The sequence below is a fragment of the Kutzneria sp. NPDC052558 genome (assembly GCF_044547355.1).
Lineage (GTDB): Bacteria > Actinomycetota > Actinomycetes > Mycobacteriales > Pseudonocardiaceae > Kutzneria.
Window position 1 is genome coordinate 25,468 of the sequence record NZ_JBIUAG010000053.1, and the last position, 16,373, is coordinate 41,840.

General features: G+C 71.0%; 17 protein-coding genes. 11 read left to right on the plus strand and 6 right to left on the minus strand.

Annotated features, from left to right (window positions below; translation table 11 throughout):
- Positions 1-209: 209 nt before the first annotated feature.
- The 3 genes from ACIG5F_RS46740 to ACIG5F_RS46750 are packed head-to-tail and all read left to right on the plus strand — an operon-like array spanning position 210 to position 1,757.
- Entirely contained in the window at positions 210-452 is a 243-nt protein-coding gene (locus ACIG5F_RS46740; protein WP_396526776.1) for a helix-turn-helix domain-containing protein, read from the plus strand.
- A gap of 1 nt (position 453) precedes the next feature.
- Positions 454-990, plus strand: coding sequence for a Clp protease N-terminal domain-containing protein (locus tag ACIG5F_RS46745; RefSeq protein WP_396526778.1), 537 nt, complete (start codon positions 454-456; stop codon positions 988-990).
- Positions 991-1,043: 53 nt separating this feature from the next.
- Positions 1,044-1,757 carry a DsbA family protein gene (locus ACIG5F_RS46750; protein ID WP_396526780.1) on the plus strand — a complete coding sequence of 238 codons (714 nt, stop codon included), beginning with the start codon at positions 1,044-1,046 and terminating at the stop codon, positions 1,755-1,757.
- Positions 1,758-1,823: 66 nt separating this feature from the next.
- Here ACIG5F_RS46750 and ACIG5F_RS46755 read toward each other — a convergent pair whose 3' ends face one another.
- Complete coding sequence (locus ACIG5F_RS46755) at positions 1,824-3,935, minus strand: LuxR C-terminal-related transcriptional regulator (RefSeq protein ID WP_396526782.1); 2,112 nt, start codon at positions 3,933-3,935, stop codon at positions 1,824-1,826.
- A gap of 175 nt (positions 3,936-4,110) precedes the next feature.
- Positions 4,111-5,949 carry a glycoside hydrolase family 9 protein gene (locus ACIG5F_RS46760; RefSeq protein ID WP_396526783.1) on the minus strand — a complete coding sequence of 613 codons (1,839 nt, stop codon included), beginning with the start codon at positions 5,947-5,949 and terminating at the stop codon, positions 4,111-4,113.
- A 137-nt stretch (positions 5,950-6,086) separates the two neighbouring features.
- On the opposite strand from ACIG5F_RS46760, the gene ACIG5F_RS46765 reads away from it, so the two are divergent.
- The 5 genes from ACIG5F_RS46765 to ACIG5F_RS46785 are packed head-to-tail and all read left to right on the plus strand — an operon-like array spanning position 6,087 to position 8,941.
- Entirely contained in the window at positions 6,087-6,275 is a 189-nt protein-coding gene (locus ACIG5F_RS46765; RefSeq protein ID WP_396526785.1) for a hypothetical protein, read from the plus strand.
- Positions 6,272-7,156: an FAD:protein FMN transferase gene (locus ACIG5F_RS46770; protein ID WP_396526787.1), complete on the plus strand. Its 885-nt coding sequence runs from the start codon at positions 6,272-6,274 to the stop codon at positions 7,154-7,156. The genes ACIG5F_RS46765 and ACIG5F_RS46770 overlap by 4 nt, the downstream gene beginning before the upstream one ends.
- Entirely contained in the window at positions 7,153-7,659 is a 507-nt protein-coding gene (locus tag ACIG5F_RS46775) for a ferric reductase-like transmembrane domain-containing protein (protein WP_396526788.1), read from the plus strand. Before ACIG5F_RS46770 ends, ACIG5F_RS46775 begins: the two co-directional genes overlap by 4 nt.
- Positions 7,656-8,669, plus strand: coding sequence for an NADH-ubiquinone oxidoreductase-F iron-sulfur binding region domain-containing protein (locus ACIG5F_RS46780; protein ID WP_396526789.1), 1,014 nt, complete (start codon positions 7,656-7,658; stop codon positions 8,667-8,669). Before ACIG5F_RS46775 ends, ACIG5F_RS46780 begins: the two co-directional genes overlap by 4 nt.
- On the plus strand, positions 8,666-8,941 hold the full coding sequence (locus tag ACIG5F_RS46785; RefSeq protein ID WP_396526790.1) for a ferredoxin: 276 nt from the start codon (positions 8,666-8,668) through the stop codon (positions 8,939-8,941). Before ACIG5F_RS46780 ends, ACIG5F_RS46785 begins: the two co-directional genes overlap by 4 nt.
- Here ACIG5F_RS46785 and ACIG5F_RS46790 read toward each other — a convergent pair.
- Together ACIG5F_RS46790 and ACIG5F_RS46795 are read right to left on the minus strand one after the other, a co-directional pair.
- Positions 8,865-10,148 (minus strand): cytochrome P450, encoded by a 1,284-nt coding sequence (locus ACIG5F_RS46790; RefSeq protein ID WP_396526792.1) that lies wholly within the window; start codon positions 10,146-10,148, stop codon positions 8,865-8,867. The two genes, ACIG5F_RS46785 and ACIG5F_RS46790, sit on opposite strands and share 77 nt — an antisense overlap.
- Before the next feature lie 75 nt (positions 10,149-10,223).
- The gene (locus ACIG5F_RS46795; RefSeq protein WP_396526793.1) at positions 10,224-11,717 is read right to left on the minus strand and encodes an alpha/beta fold hydrolase; all 1,494 of its coding nucleotides are present in this window, start codon (positions 11,715-11,717) and stop codon (positions 10,224-10,226) included.
- A gap of 229 nt (positions 11,718-11,946) precedes the next feature.
- Here ACIG5F_RS46795 and ACIG5F_RS46800 point away from each other — a divergent pair, with 229 nt between their 5' ends.
- From ACIG5F_RS46800 to ACIG5F_RS46810, 3 genes are all read left to right on the plus strand, one after another.
- On the plus strand, positions 11,947-12,462 hold the full coding sequence (locus ACIG5F_RS46800) for a hypothetical protein (RefSeq protein ID WP_396526795.1): 516 nt from the start codon (positions 11,947-11,949) through the stop codon (positions 12,460-12,462).
- A 366-nt stretch (positions 12,463-12,828) separates the two neighbouring features.
- A complete protein-coding gene (locus ACIG5F_RS46805) occupies positions 12,829-13,638 on the plus strand; it encodes a M48 family metalloprotease (RefSeq protein WP_396526797.1) in 810 nt (269 codons plus the stop codon).
- 129 nt (positions 13,639-13,767) lie between these two features.
- Positions 13,768-14,802 carry a saccharopine dehydrogenase family protein gene (locus ACIG5F_RS46810; protein ID WP_396526798.1) on the plus strand — a complete coding sequence of 345 codons (1,035 nt, stop codon included), beginning with the start codon at positions 13,768-13,770 and terminating at the stop codon, positions 14,800-14,802.
- A gap of 75 nt (positions 14,803-14,877) precedes the next feature.
- Here ACIG5F_RS46810 and lipA read toward each other — a convergent pair whose 3' ends face one another.
- Both lipA and ACIG5F_RS46820 read right to left on the minus strand, forming a co-directional pair.
- Complete coding sequence (gene lipA, locus ACIG5F_RS46815) at positions 14,878-15,876, minus strand: lipoyl synthase (protein WP_396526828.1); 999 nt, start codon at positions 15,874-15,876, stop codon at positions 14,878-14,880.
- A 45-nt stretch (positions 15,877-15,921) separates the two neighbouring features.
- Positions 15,922-16,362, minus strand: coding sequence for a hypothetical protein (locus ACIG5F_RS46820; RefSeq protein WP_396526800.1), 441 nt, complete (start codon positions 16,360-16,362; stop codon positions 15,922-15,924).
- Positions 16,363-16,373: the final 11 nt, after the last annotated feature.

Consider the following 16,373-nt stretch of genomic DNA (forward strand, 5'->3'; position numbering starts at 1 on the left):
CGGCTCCGACCTGCCCGCTCAGGCCAGCCGGCCGCCGCCGTCCACGTGCGGGGTGGCGCCGGTGACGAAGGGGTTGGCCAGGGCGGTGATGGCCGCCGCCGAGACGTCGGAGGGGTGGCCGATGCGGCGGGCGGGGTTCTTGGCGGCGGCCCTGAGCCGCGATGTCAGGGTACCTTGACAACGGTCGGTGTCAGGCTAGCCTGACAACCATGAGCGAGCCGAGCACGCCGGCCGAGCTGGCCGGCCAGATCACCGACAAGGACCCGGCCGTCGGGCTACGGGCGGTCGTGGCCCTGCGCCGGCTGCTGGAGGAACTGGAGCGGCTGCACGTGGACAGCGCCCGCGACCAGGGCTGGTCCTGGCAGGAGATCGCCGCGGCGCTGGCGGTCAGCCGGCAGTCCGTGCACGAGAAACACGCCAACCGCCGCAAAGCGGCCAACAAGGAGGCCTGAGATGTTCGAGAAGTTCACCGACCGGGCCAAGCGAGTGCTGGTGCTGGCCCAGGACGAGGCCATGGGGCAGGGGCACGACTACATCGGCACCGAGCACGTGCTCGTCGGCCTGGCCGGCGTTCGCGGCACTGTCGCCGGGGAAGTGTTGCACGACAAGGGAGTCACGCCACATTCCCTGCGAACCGAGGTCGCCCGTGTGCGGGAGGCCGAGGGGGTGCGGTCGCAAGGCCCGCAGGCGGCCGTCGACGCGCTGGCCGCCATCGGCATCGACGTCGAGGAGATCCGGCGCCGGGCCGACGAGACGTTCGGGCCGGGCAGGTTCCACTTCCCGCGGCCGCCGTTCTCACGCCGGGCCAAGCGGGTCCTCGAGCACACCCTGCGGTCCTCGGTCGAGCTGGGCAGCGCCACCATCGGCACCGAGCACATCCTGCTCGGCCTGCTGGCCGAGGGGGAGGGCCACGCCGTCACCGTGCTGCACAATCTCGACGTCGACGTCGACTCGATCAAGCCCGCCGTGCTGGAGCGCCTCGGCCGTTGAACCGAACCGGGCTCCCGGCCGTCGTGGTGGGCGGACAGGGAGGAGCTTTTCCGGTGGGCGCAACCAGGACCAGCAACGCTGTCGCGGCGGCTCGCGGCGCCGCCAACGGCCGGCGGAACCTGATTTTCATCGCCGCGGTGGCGGTCATCGCCGCCGCCGTGCTCGGGGGCGTCGTCTACAGCCACGCCCTGGCCGATCAACCCCAGGCCGGTGGCGCCTACACCGCCACCGTGCAGTCCGACGGCACGGTTGTCGCCGGCGGCGCGAGCGCCAAGGCCACGCTCGACGTGTACGAGGACTTCCTGTGCCCGTACTGCAAGCACAATCTGGAAGACCCCTACGGCAAGGACATCACCAAGGCCATCGCCGCCGGCTCACTGCGGGTCAACTACCACGTGCTCGACCTGCTGGACAACGAGACCACCCCGGCCGGCTACTCGCTGCGCGCCGGCAACGCCGCCCTCGCCGCGGCCAAGGCCGGCCGCTTCGCCGAGTTCCACGCCGCGCTCTACGACGCCCAGCCGACCGAGGGCCAGACCGGCTACACCAACGACCAGCTGATCGACATCGGCCGCAAGGCCGGCATCACCGGCCAGCAGTTCGCCGACCAGGTCCGCGACGGGACCTTCGACACCGAGATCCGGTCCCAGACCGACAAGGCCCGCGACTCGGTGAACTTCAAGGGCACGCCCACGGTGCTCAAGGGCGACACCCAGGTGGACATCGCCAAGACGGGCTGGCTCACCCAGCTCACCGGCGCCGCCTGAGCAAGATCAAGGGACCGATCCTCGCGTTGAACGTCAGTAAGGGGCCCTTCATGACGTTGGGGGGTGTCAGGGGGCGATGCGGGCTAGGTCTACGCGGGACTGGATGGCGAGTTTGCGGTAGATCTGGCGCAGGTGGAAGCCGACGGTGTGGGGGGAGACGAAGAGCTCGGCGGCGACCTGGCGGTTGGTCAGGCCGTGGGCGACGAGGCGGGCGACCTTCTCCTCGGTGCCGGTGAGGCTGGCCCAGCCGGTGGTGGGCCGAGGGGTGCAATGCCAGTGCCGGCGACGGATGCCGAGGCGGCGCAGCCGGCTGCGGACACGGGCGGAATCCCAGGCGGAGCCAAGGGAATCGTAGGACTCCATGGCCCGGTCGAAAGCGGTGACGGCGGCCTCGCGGTCCTGGGCGCACAGCAGGGTGCCGAGGTCCTCGGCGGCGGAGGCCTGGGCCCAACGGTCGCAGTAGCGGACGGCGGCGAGGGCGGCGGCGTCCCGGTGGTAGAGGGCCGAAGCGTGGGCCCCGAGGCCGAGATCGGCGGCTGTGGCGGCACAAAGCCGGGCGAAGACCTTGTCGCCGGCGGCCAGGCCGGTGCGAACGCACCACGCGGCGGCGGAAGGGTCCTCCAGGAGCAGTTCACGTCGCCGGGCGGCATCGGTGCGGACGTCGGTGAGCACGGCCAGGGCGGCCTCGGGCCCGCGGGAGGCGGCGGTGACCTGGGCGGTGACCCAGGTGCGCATGGCGGAAGACGGTAGGGAGTCGAAGAACTGGAGGCGTTCGACGGCGGTGGCGACATCCCCGCGCCGCAGCGAACACAGCACCAGCACGGCCCGTAGATGGGGCTCGTACAAGGGAATCTGGGTGGCGGCGACGAGCCCGACGCCGGCCAGGGCCTCGGCTTCGGCCTCGGCGATGGAGCCGCCGGCGAAGGCCAGCCACGAGCGCAGCGCGGCGGGAATGCTGGCCAGCACCTTGGTTCCGGTCAGACCGTCCTCAATGGACTGAATGGTCTTCGCCGCATCGGGCAGGCGGCGCAGGCGGATCTGCATCCACGCGAGCGTCCACTGTGGATCAAAGTGCCACGGGGACTCGTGGGTGGCGGCCTTGCGCACGGTGGCCAGGGCGTCCTCGACCCGGCCGGAACGCCACATCGAGTCGGCTCGCGTGGTCAGTGACACGCCGTCCCAGCCGACGAGCGAGGGACCCAACAGGGAGAGCATTGGCCGGGGCACGGTGTCCAGCACGGCCCGCCACAGCGGCTCGCGGCGGAACTCGAACGAATCGGCCAGCGGCTCCACGAAGCCGGCGTTCATGGCTTCCTGCAACGGCTTGAGCAGCGTCGCCGGCGGCACGGCGAGCATGGCGGCGAGGTCGGCGGGGGAGAACCGACGGCCCAGCACGGCGGCCACCTGCACCGCCTGGTGGGTCGTAGGGTCCAGCTGGCCCAGCCGCACCCGCATCGCGGCCAGAAACCGTTGCGGCAGGGACAAAAGGGGCAGCTGGGTGGCGCCGTCGTCGATCAGGCCGCGGACCAGGTCGACGATCGCGCGCGGGTTGCCGCCCATGCACTCGCACAGCGACAACAAGGCGTCCGGGGCGTCGTCGAGCAGATCGGCCACCAGCTCGGCGACGACGTCGTCGGGCAGCGGATCGAGCGGGGCGAGCCACTCCGTGCGGGCGTCGGCGGCCATCTCGCCGAGCAGCAAACCGTTGGGGGAGTCCAGGTGCTCGGCCCGCATGGCGAAGATCCACACCACCGGCCGGCCGTCCAGCCGCATCATCAGGTCACGCAGCACGGTGGCGGTCAGCGGATCGGTCCAGTGCAGATTGTCCACGGTGACCAGAACGGGCCCCAGTCGCAGCAACGCCGCCAGGCGCCGCTCCAGCCGCGCGGTGAGCCAGCTGGACGGATCGGCGTGCGGGGCCAGGGCCGGCGGCAGGCTCAGCGCCGTCACCTCGGGACCGTCCACAACGGTGAAACCGTGGGAAAAAGCCATGGTGGCGGCCTCGTGCAGCAGCCGCGTCTTGCCCGAGCCGACCGGCGCCGCCAGCAGCAGCGTCCGGCGGTCGCGGGCGGCCATGGCGGCGGAGCTCATGGCGGCGGCGATCTGGTCGAGCTGGCCGTTCCGGCCGCGCAGCGGCCGGTCGTTCAGTGGCGAACGTTCGAGAACCTGCGGCTGCATGGTCTCCCCCGGTCGGCTCGACGAAAGCGATTGAGCGGGGACGACTGCGGCGGACGGTGGTGGGATTGAGTCCCCCAGGAGGCCCAGTCAAACGACCTCCCGGGGACACTGTCAACTCACACTGGCAAATCACTAGAATCGCGGCGGGCCGCGTATCTCGCGACGGCCGGCCCCATCATCCGATCGCTGTGGCGTACAGGAACCACGTCGAGTGCGGCAGCCACTGCTCCAGCCACCGCCAGTCGGTGTTGGGGCCGGTGAACGCCGTGCCGGGATCCCAGGCGATGCCGCGGCCGTCGTCGGACTTGCCAGTGATGCCGTTGACGATGCCGCCGGCCGACCGCAGCCAGCGCCACGAGCCGACCGTCTGCCCGTCGGCGTACTCCAGGTAGAGCGGCTGGTCGCGGCCGGCGCCCTCCAGCATGCACACGTCGAACGGGTTCGCGCCGACGATCCAGTTCAGCTGGTCCTGGGCGTAGGCCCGCAGGTCCGAACTGAACTTGCCGGTATAGAAGCCGGCGGCCAGCCGGGCCGCCGAGGCCAGCGAGGCCAGGCGGGCGTTCTCGCCCTGCCACCAGGCGTCGTCGGTGCGCGGGGTGACGTTGTGCGGGAAGAAGTAGCCGCTGTACCGGGCGCCCTTGTTGTCCTGCACCAGCTGCCGCGCGTAGCCGAACGGGTTGGGCACCTCGCCGGTCACGTTCAGCTCGAACTGGAGCGAGCGCCGCACCACGTCGAGCACCGTGGCCCTGGTCGCGGCGGGCGCGATGTCCAGGTACGTCAACAGGCTGACGACCGGCAGGCCCGCGTCGGAGGGGTGGAAGAACGGGCGGTCGGCGTCGTCGGCACGCCAGTAGTCGCGATAGCCGTGCCAGGAGACCAGCCGTGCGCACAGATTCGCCGCCCGCGTGTCGGCGGCGGCACGATAGGCGTCCTTCTTGGTGGCCTTGAACAATTCGGTCGCGGCCAGCAGCGCGTTGAAGTCGTCGAGAATGTTCTCCTTGCCGTCATTGAGAAGTGAGATGTTGTTGGCGAGCAGATAAGCGAACGCGTCCTCGGCCGCGGCCAGGTATTCGGCCGACGAGTAGTCGCCGGACACCGGATACGTGCTGGCGCGGGCCAGCGCCGCGATGGCCAGGCCGCCGCCCTCGCGGAAGTCGACCTGCCGGGTGCTCAGGCTGCGCTGGGTCGGATCGGCGCCGAGGTCGTCGGCCTCGGGCTGGCCGACCGAGCTGTAGAAGGAGCGGCCCTTGACGTGCACGCGGGTCAGGTAGTCCGCGCCGAACAGGGCCTCGTCCAGCAGCCAGCCCTGGGCCGCGACCAGATCGGTGTTGCCGCGCTTGGCGATCTGGTCGTGGGCGGCGGCCAGGACCCAGGCGGTGAGCGGGATCGACAGCGTGTTGAAGTACGAGAGGTCGGACAGCTGGGTGAAGTGCTTGCCCCAGTCGGCCGCCGCGTCGTACCAGCCGCCGCTGGCGTCGAAGGCGCCGCCGGTCTTCAGCGGCAGCTTGCGGTCGGCCTTGTCGTACTGGCCCGAGCTGCGGGAATCCTTGAAGTAGTGCACCAGATGCGAGAGTGTGCGCCGCTCCAGCACGTTCGGCTCGATCCAGAACGGCTGCGAGCTGCCGCCGTCCACGGTGACCACGTACTGGCCGGTGCGGGTGAACGCGGTCAGGTCGGCGACCCAGTAGTAGCTGGGCACGGGCGGCACCTGGTCGGCCGCCCAGTCCTGGACCGGGCCCACGTATTTGGCCAGGCCCCGGGACACGGTCTGCCCGGTGGCGTTGTCGATCAGCTGGTACGCCTTGGGCCCGGCGCCCGGCTTGGCCGCGGCGATCACCACGCGCTTGGCCGCGCCCGGCTCGAAGCCGACGTTGTTGGTGAGCACCAAGGGTTTCGTGCGCACCGGGCTCGCTGTGTCGGCCGCCGCGACCGGGGCCGGCAGCGCGGCCGCGCCGGCGACGGCGGCGGTGCCGAGGAGGAAGCGGCGGCGGGTGGGTGACTGCTCCGAAGACATTATTTGTAAACCTCCTTAACTATTGGTCACCCTAGGTGGCGGCCTGGTGACGGTCAAGGCGACGGCGGGGGTGGCCCAGGGAAAGGCCACAGGCGGGGCTCAGCTGGGTCACAGGTCCGCGGCGCACGCTGGACCGTATGAACGCCCGGGAGCAGGGGATTCGGAGCGCGGCGGTGATCACGGCGGCGCTGGCGCTGGTGAGTGTGGGCGGCGCGGTGGCGGTGGCGGCGGTGGTGAGCCAGTCGGACACCGCCACCACGAGCACCAGCCCGTCGACCGAGTTGTCGACGGGGACGGAGCCGATGGCGCGGACGGGGGGATCATGATCGCGGAGGAATGGTCGGTCTGGAGCACCACGGCCAGGGTCGTGGTCACGGACGCCAAGCGGATGCCGGCGGCCAGGGCGCTGGTGGAGATGATGTTGGGGGAGATCGACCAGGCCGCCAGCCGGTTCAGGCCGGACTCGGAGCTGATGGCGGCCGGCCGGAGCAGCGGACCGGTGCAGGTCAGCCCGTTGCTGGCGACGCTGGTGGAGGTGGCGCTGCGCGCGGCGCAGGAGAGCGACGGGGCGGTGGATCCCACGGTCGGGGGTGCGCTGTGCACGCTCGGCTACGACCGCGATATCTCCATTGTGGACGTTGACGGTCTTGAGATCGCGTTGGCGGTGAAGGAAGCGCCGGGGTGGCGGAGTGTGAAGCTGACCGGGACCACACTGACCATCCCCGACGGCGTCGTGCTGGACTTGGGGGCGACGGCCAAGGCGTTCGCGGCGGACTGCAGTGCGAGGCTGGTGGCCGACGCCCTGGACACGGGCGTGCTGGTGAGCCTCGGCGGCGACATCGCGACGGCGGGCCCGGCGCCGGCCCAGGGCTGGCAGGTTCTGGTGCAGGACAAGGAAGACGACCCGTCCTGCGTGGTGAGGATGCCGGCGGGCAAGGCGATCGCCACCTCCAGCACCCGAAGCCGCCAATGGCTGCGGGGCGGCCTGATGCTGCACCACATCCTCGACCCCCGGACCAGCCTGCCGGCCCCGCGAACCTGGCGCAGCGCAACGGTTGTGGCCGATCACTGCACGGACGCCAACACGCTGACCACCGCCGCCCTCGTGTTGGGCGGCGACGCGCTGGACATGCTGCGGGAACACGACGTGCCGGCCCGGCTGGTGGCAGCCGACGGCACCGTGAGAACGCTGGGCGGCTGGCCGTGATCTGGTACATCGCCCGCGGCGCGGGGGTGATGGCCCTACTCATGCTCACGGTCACGGTGGTGCTCGGAATCGCCACGAGGCAAGGAAAACCGCTGGCCGGCCTACCCCGGTTCGCGATCGCCACGGTGCACCGCAACGCTTCTCTGCTCGGACTGGGCCTGGTCGTCGCGCACGTCTTGACCCTGCTGTTCGACTCCTACGCCAAGCTTACCCCGATTGACGTGCTCATCCCGTTCGTCGGCGCCTACCGGCCGCTCTGGCTCGGCTTCGGCACGCTCGCGTTCGACCTGCTCCTGCTGGTGTTGATCACCAGCCTGAACCGCGCCCGGCTCGGGCTGCGCGCCTGGCGGGCCATCCACTGGATCTCCTACGCCATCTGGCCGATCGCCCTCGCGCACGCCCTGGGCACCGGCACCGACGCTTCGCAGGTGTGGATGGGCGTCATCGCCGTCGGCTGCGCCACGGCCGTGGCCACCACCGCGACCTGGAGGTTCGTGACATGAGGCCGCTGCTGGACGCCGCCGCGCGATCCGAGGACGAGCACATCGACCGCAACGGCCCGCTGCCCTGGCCGAGTGCCCCCGGCGTGCTGATCGGGGCCGTGCAGGAGGCGGGGCTGACCGGCCGTGGCGGGGCCAACTTCCCGACCTGGCGCAAGCTGGCCCGCGCGGCGGTCACCGACCGGCCGGTGGTGATCGCCAACGCCGCCGAGGGGGAACCGGCCAGCAGCAAGGACAAAGTGCTGCTGAGCCACTGCCCGCACCTCGTGCTCGACGGCCTGCAACTGGCCGCCGAGGCGGTCGGCGCGAGCAGGGTCTACCTGTACGGGCCGAAGGGAACCGTTGTCCCGAAACGGAAATCCGACCGGTACCCGATCGTCCACGTGCAAGCCCCCGACACGTTCACCGCGGGGGAGTCCTCGGCGGTGATGGCGGCGGTCGCCGGCCGCCCGGCGCGGCCCACCGACCGCAGCCGCGAGGACATGCTGGTGCAGAACGTCGAAACGCTGGCCCGGATCGCCCAGATCGCCCGCTACGGCCCGAGATGGTTCCGCCAGCACGACAGCTTCCTGGCCACGGTTTCCGGTGCGGTCAAACGGCCCGGCGTCTACGAGGTGCCGAAAAACCCGGAGGTGCGGCAACTTCTGGACCTGGCCGACGCCATCGAGCCGACGAAGGCGGTGCTGGTCGGCGGCTACCACGGCACCTGGCTGCGGCCGCACGACATCGTCGACGACCCCGGCGCGGGCGTGGCGATCGCCTTGCACACCAACGAAAGCGGCCTCACGAAGACGACGGAGATCGTCCGCTACCTGGCGTCGCAGAGCACAAGACAGTGCGGGCCCTGCCGGTTCGGGCTGCCGGCGCTGGCCGAGGCCATGACCAGACGCCAATGGCCCCAGGTGCGCCGCCTGGTCGAGTTGGTCGACGGACGCGGCGCCTGCCACCACCCGGACGGCACGGCCCGGCTGGTCCGCAGCGCGCTGGCGGCATTCGGGGAGGAGCGGAGATGACCGAGCTGCACATCGACTGGACGGCCTGCGACGCGCGCGGACTGTGCGCGGAGTTGTTGCCGGAACTGGTTTCCACCGATCCCTGGGGCTATCCGCTCATCGCCGACGAGACCGTGCCGGCCCGGCTGGAAGAACACGCGAGGCGGGCGGCACGCCTGTGCCCCCGCCTCGCGATCAGCCTGCGTGACAGGGAAATCAGTCCACCAGCACCGGAAGCTCGTCCACACCGTACACAATGGACACCTGCCGGTAGGCCAGCTCCTCGGGGCTGACCGCCAGCCGCAGCTTCGGGAACCGGCGCACCAGCGCCGGATAGGCGATGCGCAGCTCCATCTTGGCCAGCTCGGCCCCGATGCAGCGGTGGATGCCGTGCCCGAAGGCCAGGTGCGAGGACGAGGTCGGCCGGTCCGGGTCGAAGCCCTCCATGTCCGGCCCCAGCGCCGCGTCCCGGTTGGCCCCGGACAGCGACACGATCACCACGTCGCCGGCCTTGATCTCCTGCCCGCCCAGGACCATGTCCTTCTTGGCGAAGCGCGGGAACGCCACCTGCACCACGGTCAGCAGCCGCAGCAGCTCCTCGACGAAGGCGTTGATCGCCTCGTCGTCGGTGCGCAGCCGCTCGAACGCCTCCGGGTCCTGCAACAGCACGATCGCGCCCAGCGCCAGCATCGAGGTGGTGGTCTCGAAGCCGCCGGTGAGCAGGCCGTCGGCGATGCTGGCCAGCTCCTCGTCGTCGATGGTGTCGCCGTGCTCCTTGATGATCTGCCCGAGCAGGTCGTCGCCCGGGTTCTTGCGCTGCTTGGCCACCACGCCCCGCAGGTACACCAGCGACTCGGAGATCGCGCCCAGCGACGCGCTGGCCCCGCCGAACAGGTCGAACCGGGCCGCGCCCAGGCGCTGGAAGTCGTCGCGGTCCTCGTAGTCCACGCCCAGCAGCTCGCAGATCGTCAGGCACGGGATCGGCAGCGCGAACGCCTGCATCAGGTCGACCGGGCCGTGCACGGCCGCGGCCTCGATGGTGTCCAGCGTGTCGGCCACGATGCGCTCGATGCGCGGCGTCAGCCGGCTCAGCCGGCGCACCGTGAATTCCGGCGTGAGCACCTTACGGAGCTTCGTGTGCAGCGGCGGGTCGGAGAAACCGAGGCCGCCCGGATTCTGCTCGGCGGTGATGCCGAAATTGCCGGCGAGATTGCTGAAGTCGTTGCTGAAGTCGGTCGCCGAGCCGAGCACGGCCCGGGCGTCGTCGTAGCCGGTGACCAGCCAGGCCCGGAAGCCCAGTGGCAGCTTCAGCCTGGTGACCGGCTCGGACTCGCGCAGCTGTCGCATGTCCGCCACCGGGTGCACGCCCTCGCGCGCCAGCGGCATGAGCGCGGAATCGGGAATGAAGGGGATACGTGACAGATTGAATCCGTCCTGCCCCGTCTTCGCGATCTGCCTGCGCACGAACCACGAAGTAATGCGCGAAGCGAGCTTCATCATGAATTCAAGATACCTCATGCCGGTGACCGGCCGTGCCGGCATTCGACCAACCGACACACACCGGTCACCAGGTCGTCACGGGGTCGGCCGGGGCAGCGGCCGGCAGGTCAGGTCGGGCCCGTCGCCCGGCCGCCGGGGCGGCAGCGCGCCGGTGGCCAGGTAGGACGAGATCTTGTTGTCGACGCAAGCATTGCCGCGCGGGGTGACGGCATGCGAGGTGCCGCCGGGCTCGGCGATCAGTGACGCCCCGGGATAGCGCCGCCGCACCTCAAGGCTGCCGCTGAACGGGGTGGCCCCGTCCAGGGTCTCGTCGATCATCAGCACGCCGCCGACGCCCCGCCCGTCCACCGGCACCGGCGTGCCCGCCCTGGCCGGCCAGAACAGGCACGGGGCGTTGAACCACGCGTTGCCCCAGGCGAAGTACGGCGCCCGGGCGAACGTGCGCCAGGCGTCGGACTGCCACCGCTGCCAGCTCGTCGGCCACTGCACGTCGGTGCACTGCACGGCCAGGTAGGCGGCGTAGCCGTTGTCGTCGCCGACGCCGTCGATCCGCGTGAACAGCGACTTCATCGTCGCGGTGTCGCCCTGGTTGACGAACTTGGCCAGCGCGTTGCCCAGTGTCAGCCAGCTGAGCTGGTAGTACGCCGCCTGCTGCACCACGTCCATCAGCTCGTCCGGCCCGATCACCCCGCCGGCCGGCGCCTGGGCCACGGTCAGCAGCTGCCGGTTGAAAACCTTCTCCACGGCCGATTCCGTGCGTCCGAGGTGATAAACGTCATCGTGCTCGGCCAGCCAGCCGAACCAGAGCCGCAGGTTGCGGTCCAGGGCCACGTCCTGGTCGAGATTGTCGCGGTAGAAGACGCCGCTGGGGTCGACCGTGCTGTCCAACACCATGCGCCGCACCCGTTGCGGGAACAGCGAGCTGTAGACCTGCGCCAGGTAGGTGCCGTAGGAGAAGCCGTACAGGCTCGTCTGCGGCGCGTTCAGGGCCGCGCGGATGCTGTCCATGTCCCGTGCGGTGTCGGCAGTTCTCATGTGCGGCAGCAACGCCGGATTGGCCACCGCGCACGCGGCAGCGTAGTTGCTGGCCCGGTTGAGCCAGGTCTGGGTCTGCACGTCGTTGAGCGGCAGGTAGCCGGGCCGGTTGAAATCCATGTAGTCGGCCTGACACGTGAGTTTCGGCACGCTGGAGCCGACTCCGCGCGGATCGAAACCGATCCAGTCGTAGGCGTCGCCGGCGTGGTCGGGCAGCTGTGTCCCGGTCGCGGCCAGATCCAGCCCGGAGCCGCCCGGCCCGCCGGGCTCGGTGATGAGCACGCCTTGGTACTGCGCGTCGGGCACCTTGTGCGGCACCCGGGACAGCGCGAGCTGGATGGTCGGGCCGCCGGGATCGTCGTGGTCCAGCGGCACGGACAGCAGGCCGCACTGGGCGCCCGCGACGACGAGGATGAAGCTGTGGCACGGTCCCCAGGCGATCTCGGCGGCCGGCGCGGCCTCGGCCGCCGGGGTGACGGAGATCGCGGCCAGCAGCGCGGCCGCGGCGACGGCGAAGCGGGATGTTGCCTGCACTCTCGAACCGTAGGGGCGCTGTGACGGTTGTCGCGTCCGCTGAACGTCGTGAGCACGTTGCCCGGTTCGGCGTCACGTGGTGTTATCTGATCGCGTCCGTTTCCGGCCCCATCGGGCAGTTCCGAGCATCGCTCACTTCCACTGTGGATCTGCCAATCGGGTCAAGGGGGTTGAGCCGATCAAGGTTCCGAATTAGCCTCTGCGCACTCGATCGGTCAAGGGGGTTCGGATGAGTGGCGACGGCCGAACGGCGGGACCCGGAAGTCGGCCGCCCTGGTACGTGTTCGTGCTCGCGGCGCTGGGAGTGCTGCTGGTGCTGACCGCGATCATCGGCATCGGTCCGCGCGCCTCGACGCTGTTCCCCTTCACGGAACCGGTCCCGCAGCCCTATCGCACCGACGGTCCCGTGCCCACCTCCGCGATCGGCGACCCGACTTCGGTGACCACCACCACGTCCTCGGACCGCCAGGCGGTCGCCGCGCCGCCGGCCGCCGGCGCCCCGACCGCCAGCAGTCCCACCGCCGGCAGTTCGACCCCTGGTAGCACCGGGACGGCCTCCACCACGGCCCCCACCACGACCGCGTCGCCGCCGACCAGCACGACCGCACGCTCCACCGTCACCATCGTCCTGCCGGAGCCCGGCGGAAGCGGTGGCGGCGGTTACTGCTGCCAGTCCGGCGGCGGCTCGGGCGGTGGCGGGTACGACGGTGGCGGCGGTGGGGGTGGCGGTGGCCATCACCATTGACGCATGCTTTGGTACTCTCGGTGACCGATGGTCGCCGAGGAGGCCGCCGATGCGAGTGCTCCGCCCGGCGTCCGCCGCCGGGCCCGGGTTCGGACCGGCGACGCCGGTCGCGGGCCGGGTGGCGGCGCCGAGTCGTGCCGTCCGACCGGCCATTGTGGACGGTGAGGCGAAAACCGTTGCCGGGTCGGCGAAACGGACAGCGCTGTCCATTGTGGACACCAGGGCGGTGACCATTGCCGGCAACGGTCGCCGGCCGTTGTCGCTTTTGTGTGGTCGAGGCGGATAGCTCACGCTCCGTCGCGAATCGACTTCATAACGTCTGTCGTCGGAGGTCCGCTGTGGACCGAACGGAAGTACGCTGCGCACGTGTCTTCGGTGGAGGGGCAGCCGGTTCCGGCTGACGAACAGGTGGTCGGCTCCGTGCTGCCCAGGGACCGAGACCTCGTCCGCTGGCTGGCCTGGGTCAGCGGCTGCTACGTCGTCGCCGGGCTGGCGCTGGTGCTGGTCGCGGGCGAGGACGCCTTGCGGGTGCTGGGATATGTCGTGGACGTCCCGATGGCGGTGCTGGCCGCCGCGGTGCTGGTCCGCGTCGGCCGGTTACGTCAGATGCAGCGCCGGACCCGGTTGCGGCCGGCCCTGCTGGCCCCGCAGCTGGCCGCCGGGATAGCGCTTGCCGGGGTGCCGGACGTCCGGGTCCGGGTCGGCTCGCGATCGGTCGGCCGTTCCTACCGGGCCGGCCGGCACGGGGTCGTGCTGCTGAACGACACGCTGCTGGACCGGGTCCCCATCGCCACCACCTTCGTCGTCGCCCACGAGCTCGCGCACCTGGCCCGGCACGAGACCCTGCGCAAGACCGTGGTCGCCGTGTACCTGCTCACCCTGTGCGCGCTCTCGCTGTGGGTGCTGCCGTGGCAGATGGCCGCCGTGGTGCTCGTGGGCGCGGTCGTGCTGGCCGTGACGTACACCTGGACGCGTGAGCTGGACTGCGATCGGATCGCCGCCCGTTGCGCCGGACAGCGCTCGGGAGTCGCCGCGATGGACGCGTTCGCCAAATGGCGCAGCCGAAACCCGCTGGTACGCCTGTGGGGCGTGTTCGGCCAGCCGCCGTTGTCCTTGCGCCGCAACGCGGTGCTCGACCCGGAGCGGATGACCGGCTGGTTCGGCCCCAAGGATTGACCTATCTCCTGGACGGCGTGCCCCGTCGATCCTGGTGACCGCGTTGCCACGCTGCCACTGTTGAACCGCGGGCCGCCGTTGTTGTGGTGGGAGCAGCAACGGCGGCGCCGGCTCGTCATACTCGAACGCATGTGGATGGTCTACGGCGCCAACGGCTACACCGGTCGGCTCATCGCACAGGCGGCGGGGCGGCGCGGCGAGCGCCCCGTGCTCGCCGGGCGGTCGGCCGAAAAACTCGAGTCGCTCGCCCGGGAACTCGGGCTGGAACACCGGGTGGTGGACCTGGACGACCAGGACCGCCTGTGCGAGGCCCTGGCCGATGTGGACGCCGTCGTGCACTGCGCCGGGCCGTTCTCGGTCACCTCCGAGCCGATGGTCGACGCCTGCCTGGCCACCGGCAGCCACTACGTCGACATCACCGGCGAGATCGACGTGTTCGAGCGGATCTTCGCCCGCGACGGCGAGGCTCGTCGTGCCGGCGTCACCCTGCTGCCCGGGGCCGGCTTCGACGTCGTGCCCACCGACGGCATCGCCGCCCGGCTGGCCCGGGAACTGCCCGACGCCGTCGAACTGGAGCTGGCCTTCGTGGTCGGCGGCGGCATGAGCCCCGGCACCATGAAGACCACCGTCGAGGGCATGACCACCGGCGGCCGGGCCCGGGTCGACGGCGAGCTGGTCACCGTGCCGGTCGGGCACCGCAGCCGGGTCGTCGAGTTCCCCTCACGTCCCCGCCGCGTCGGCTCCGTGCCGTGGGGCGATCTCAGCACCGCCTTCCGCACCACCGGCATCCCCACCATCACCACCTACACCGTGGTGCCCGAGTTCGCCGGCACCGCGCAGAGCCTGCTGGCCCCGGTGTTCCGGTCCGCCGTCGCCCAGGACATCGCCAAGCGCCTCATCGGCCTGCTGCCCGGCCCCAGCGAGCGGACCCGGGACGGCAGCCGCTGCGAGGTGTGGGGCCAGGTCCGCAACGCCGCCGGCCGCCAGCTGTCCATGACCCTGACCGGCCCCAACGCCTACCGGCTCACCGCCGACGCCGCACTGCGGGCAGTGCTGAAGCTCATCGCCGGCAAGGCCACTCCCGGCTCCCACACCCCGGCCACCGCCTTCGGCCCCGACTTCGTCGCCGAACTCGACGACGTCACCCTCTCCCCCATCGCCTAAACGCCAGGAAGGGGACCTTCCTCCACTCCGAGTGGAGGAAGGCCCCCTTCCGAGCACCGCGGGGTGGGCGGGGGACTAGCGCGGGGCGAGGAGGCTGCTGGCCTCCTGGGCGGCGGTGCCGGCCTGGAGCAGGTGCTCCAGGTTGGCCGGCAGCTGCTCGCCACGCTTGTGCACGGCCTGGGCGTACAGGCGGCCGGCACGGTAGGAGGAGCGCACCAGGGGACCGGCCATGACGCCGGAGAAGCCCATCTTCTCGGCGTCGGCGGAGTGGGCGACGAACTCCTCCGGCTTGACCCAGCGCTCGATCGGGTGGTGCCGCACGCTGGGGCGCAGGTACTGGGTGATGGTCACGATCTCGCAGCCGGCCTCGTGCAGGTCGTGCAGCGCCTCGGTGACCTCCTCGGGGGTCTCGCCCATGCCGAGGATGAGGTTGGACTTGGTGACCAGCCCGGCCGCCCGGGCCTCGGTGATCACCTGCAGCGAGCGCTCGTACCGGAACGCCGGCCGGATCCGCTTGAAGATGCGGGGCACGGTCTCCAGGTTGTGGGCCAGCACCTCGGGCCGCGAGCCGAACACCTCGGCCAGCTGGTCGGGCTCGGCGTTGAAGTCGGGGATCAGCAGCTCGACGCCGGTGCCCGGGTTGAGGGCGTGGATCTGGCGCACGGTCTCGGCGTACAGCCAAGCCCCGCCGTCGGGCAGGTCGTCGCGGGCGACACCGGTGACGGTGGAGTAGCGCAGGCCCATGGCCTGCACCGACTCGGCGACCTTGCGCGGCTCCTCACGGTCGAACTCGGCGGGCTTGCCGGTGTCGATCTGGCAGAAGTCGCAGCGGCGGGTGCACTGGTCACCGCCGATGAGGAAGGTCGCCTCGCGGTCCTCCCAGCACTCGTAGATGTTGGGACAGCCGGCTTCCTCGCACACCGTGTGCAGGCCCTCGCGGCGGACCAGCCCCTTGAGCTCCTGGTACTCGGGGCCCATGCGAGCCTTCGTCTTGATCCAGGACGGCTTCTTCTCGATGGGGGTCTGGCTGTTGCGCACCTCGAGGCGCAGCAACTTCCGACCCTCGGGAACCACGTCTGTCACACGCCTACCTTACGCTTCGACCCCACGTGGCCGGGGTCACGCGGCGGCCGGCACCCGGCCCCTGAGCAGCGCGGCGAACGCGCCGCCGACCCGCTCCAGCACGTCGTTGGGCTCGGTGAACTCGGCCAGGCCGGCGGCCAGGGCCAGCATGCGGTGCTCACGGGCGGTGGCGTCGGCCAGCACACCGGTCGCGTTCTCGTCCAGCAGTCGGCGCAGCGCGGGGTTCTCGGCCACGGCCCGGCGCCACGCGGCCGACACGGCGTCGACCCGGTCGCCCTCGGTGTCCGACAGCGCGAGCCCGATGCGGGCGGTCAGCGCGCGGGTCCACTTGTGGTCCAGGGCCAGCAGCAGCTCGTCGGTGTCGGCGAACACGGCGGCCGCGTCGGGGACCTGGGTGAAGGCCTCCTCGATCGGGCCGGCGGTGGCCAGTACGGCGTCGATGACGTCCCGGCGACGGTAGTAGTCGTTCCAGCTCATCGTCGTACCTC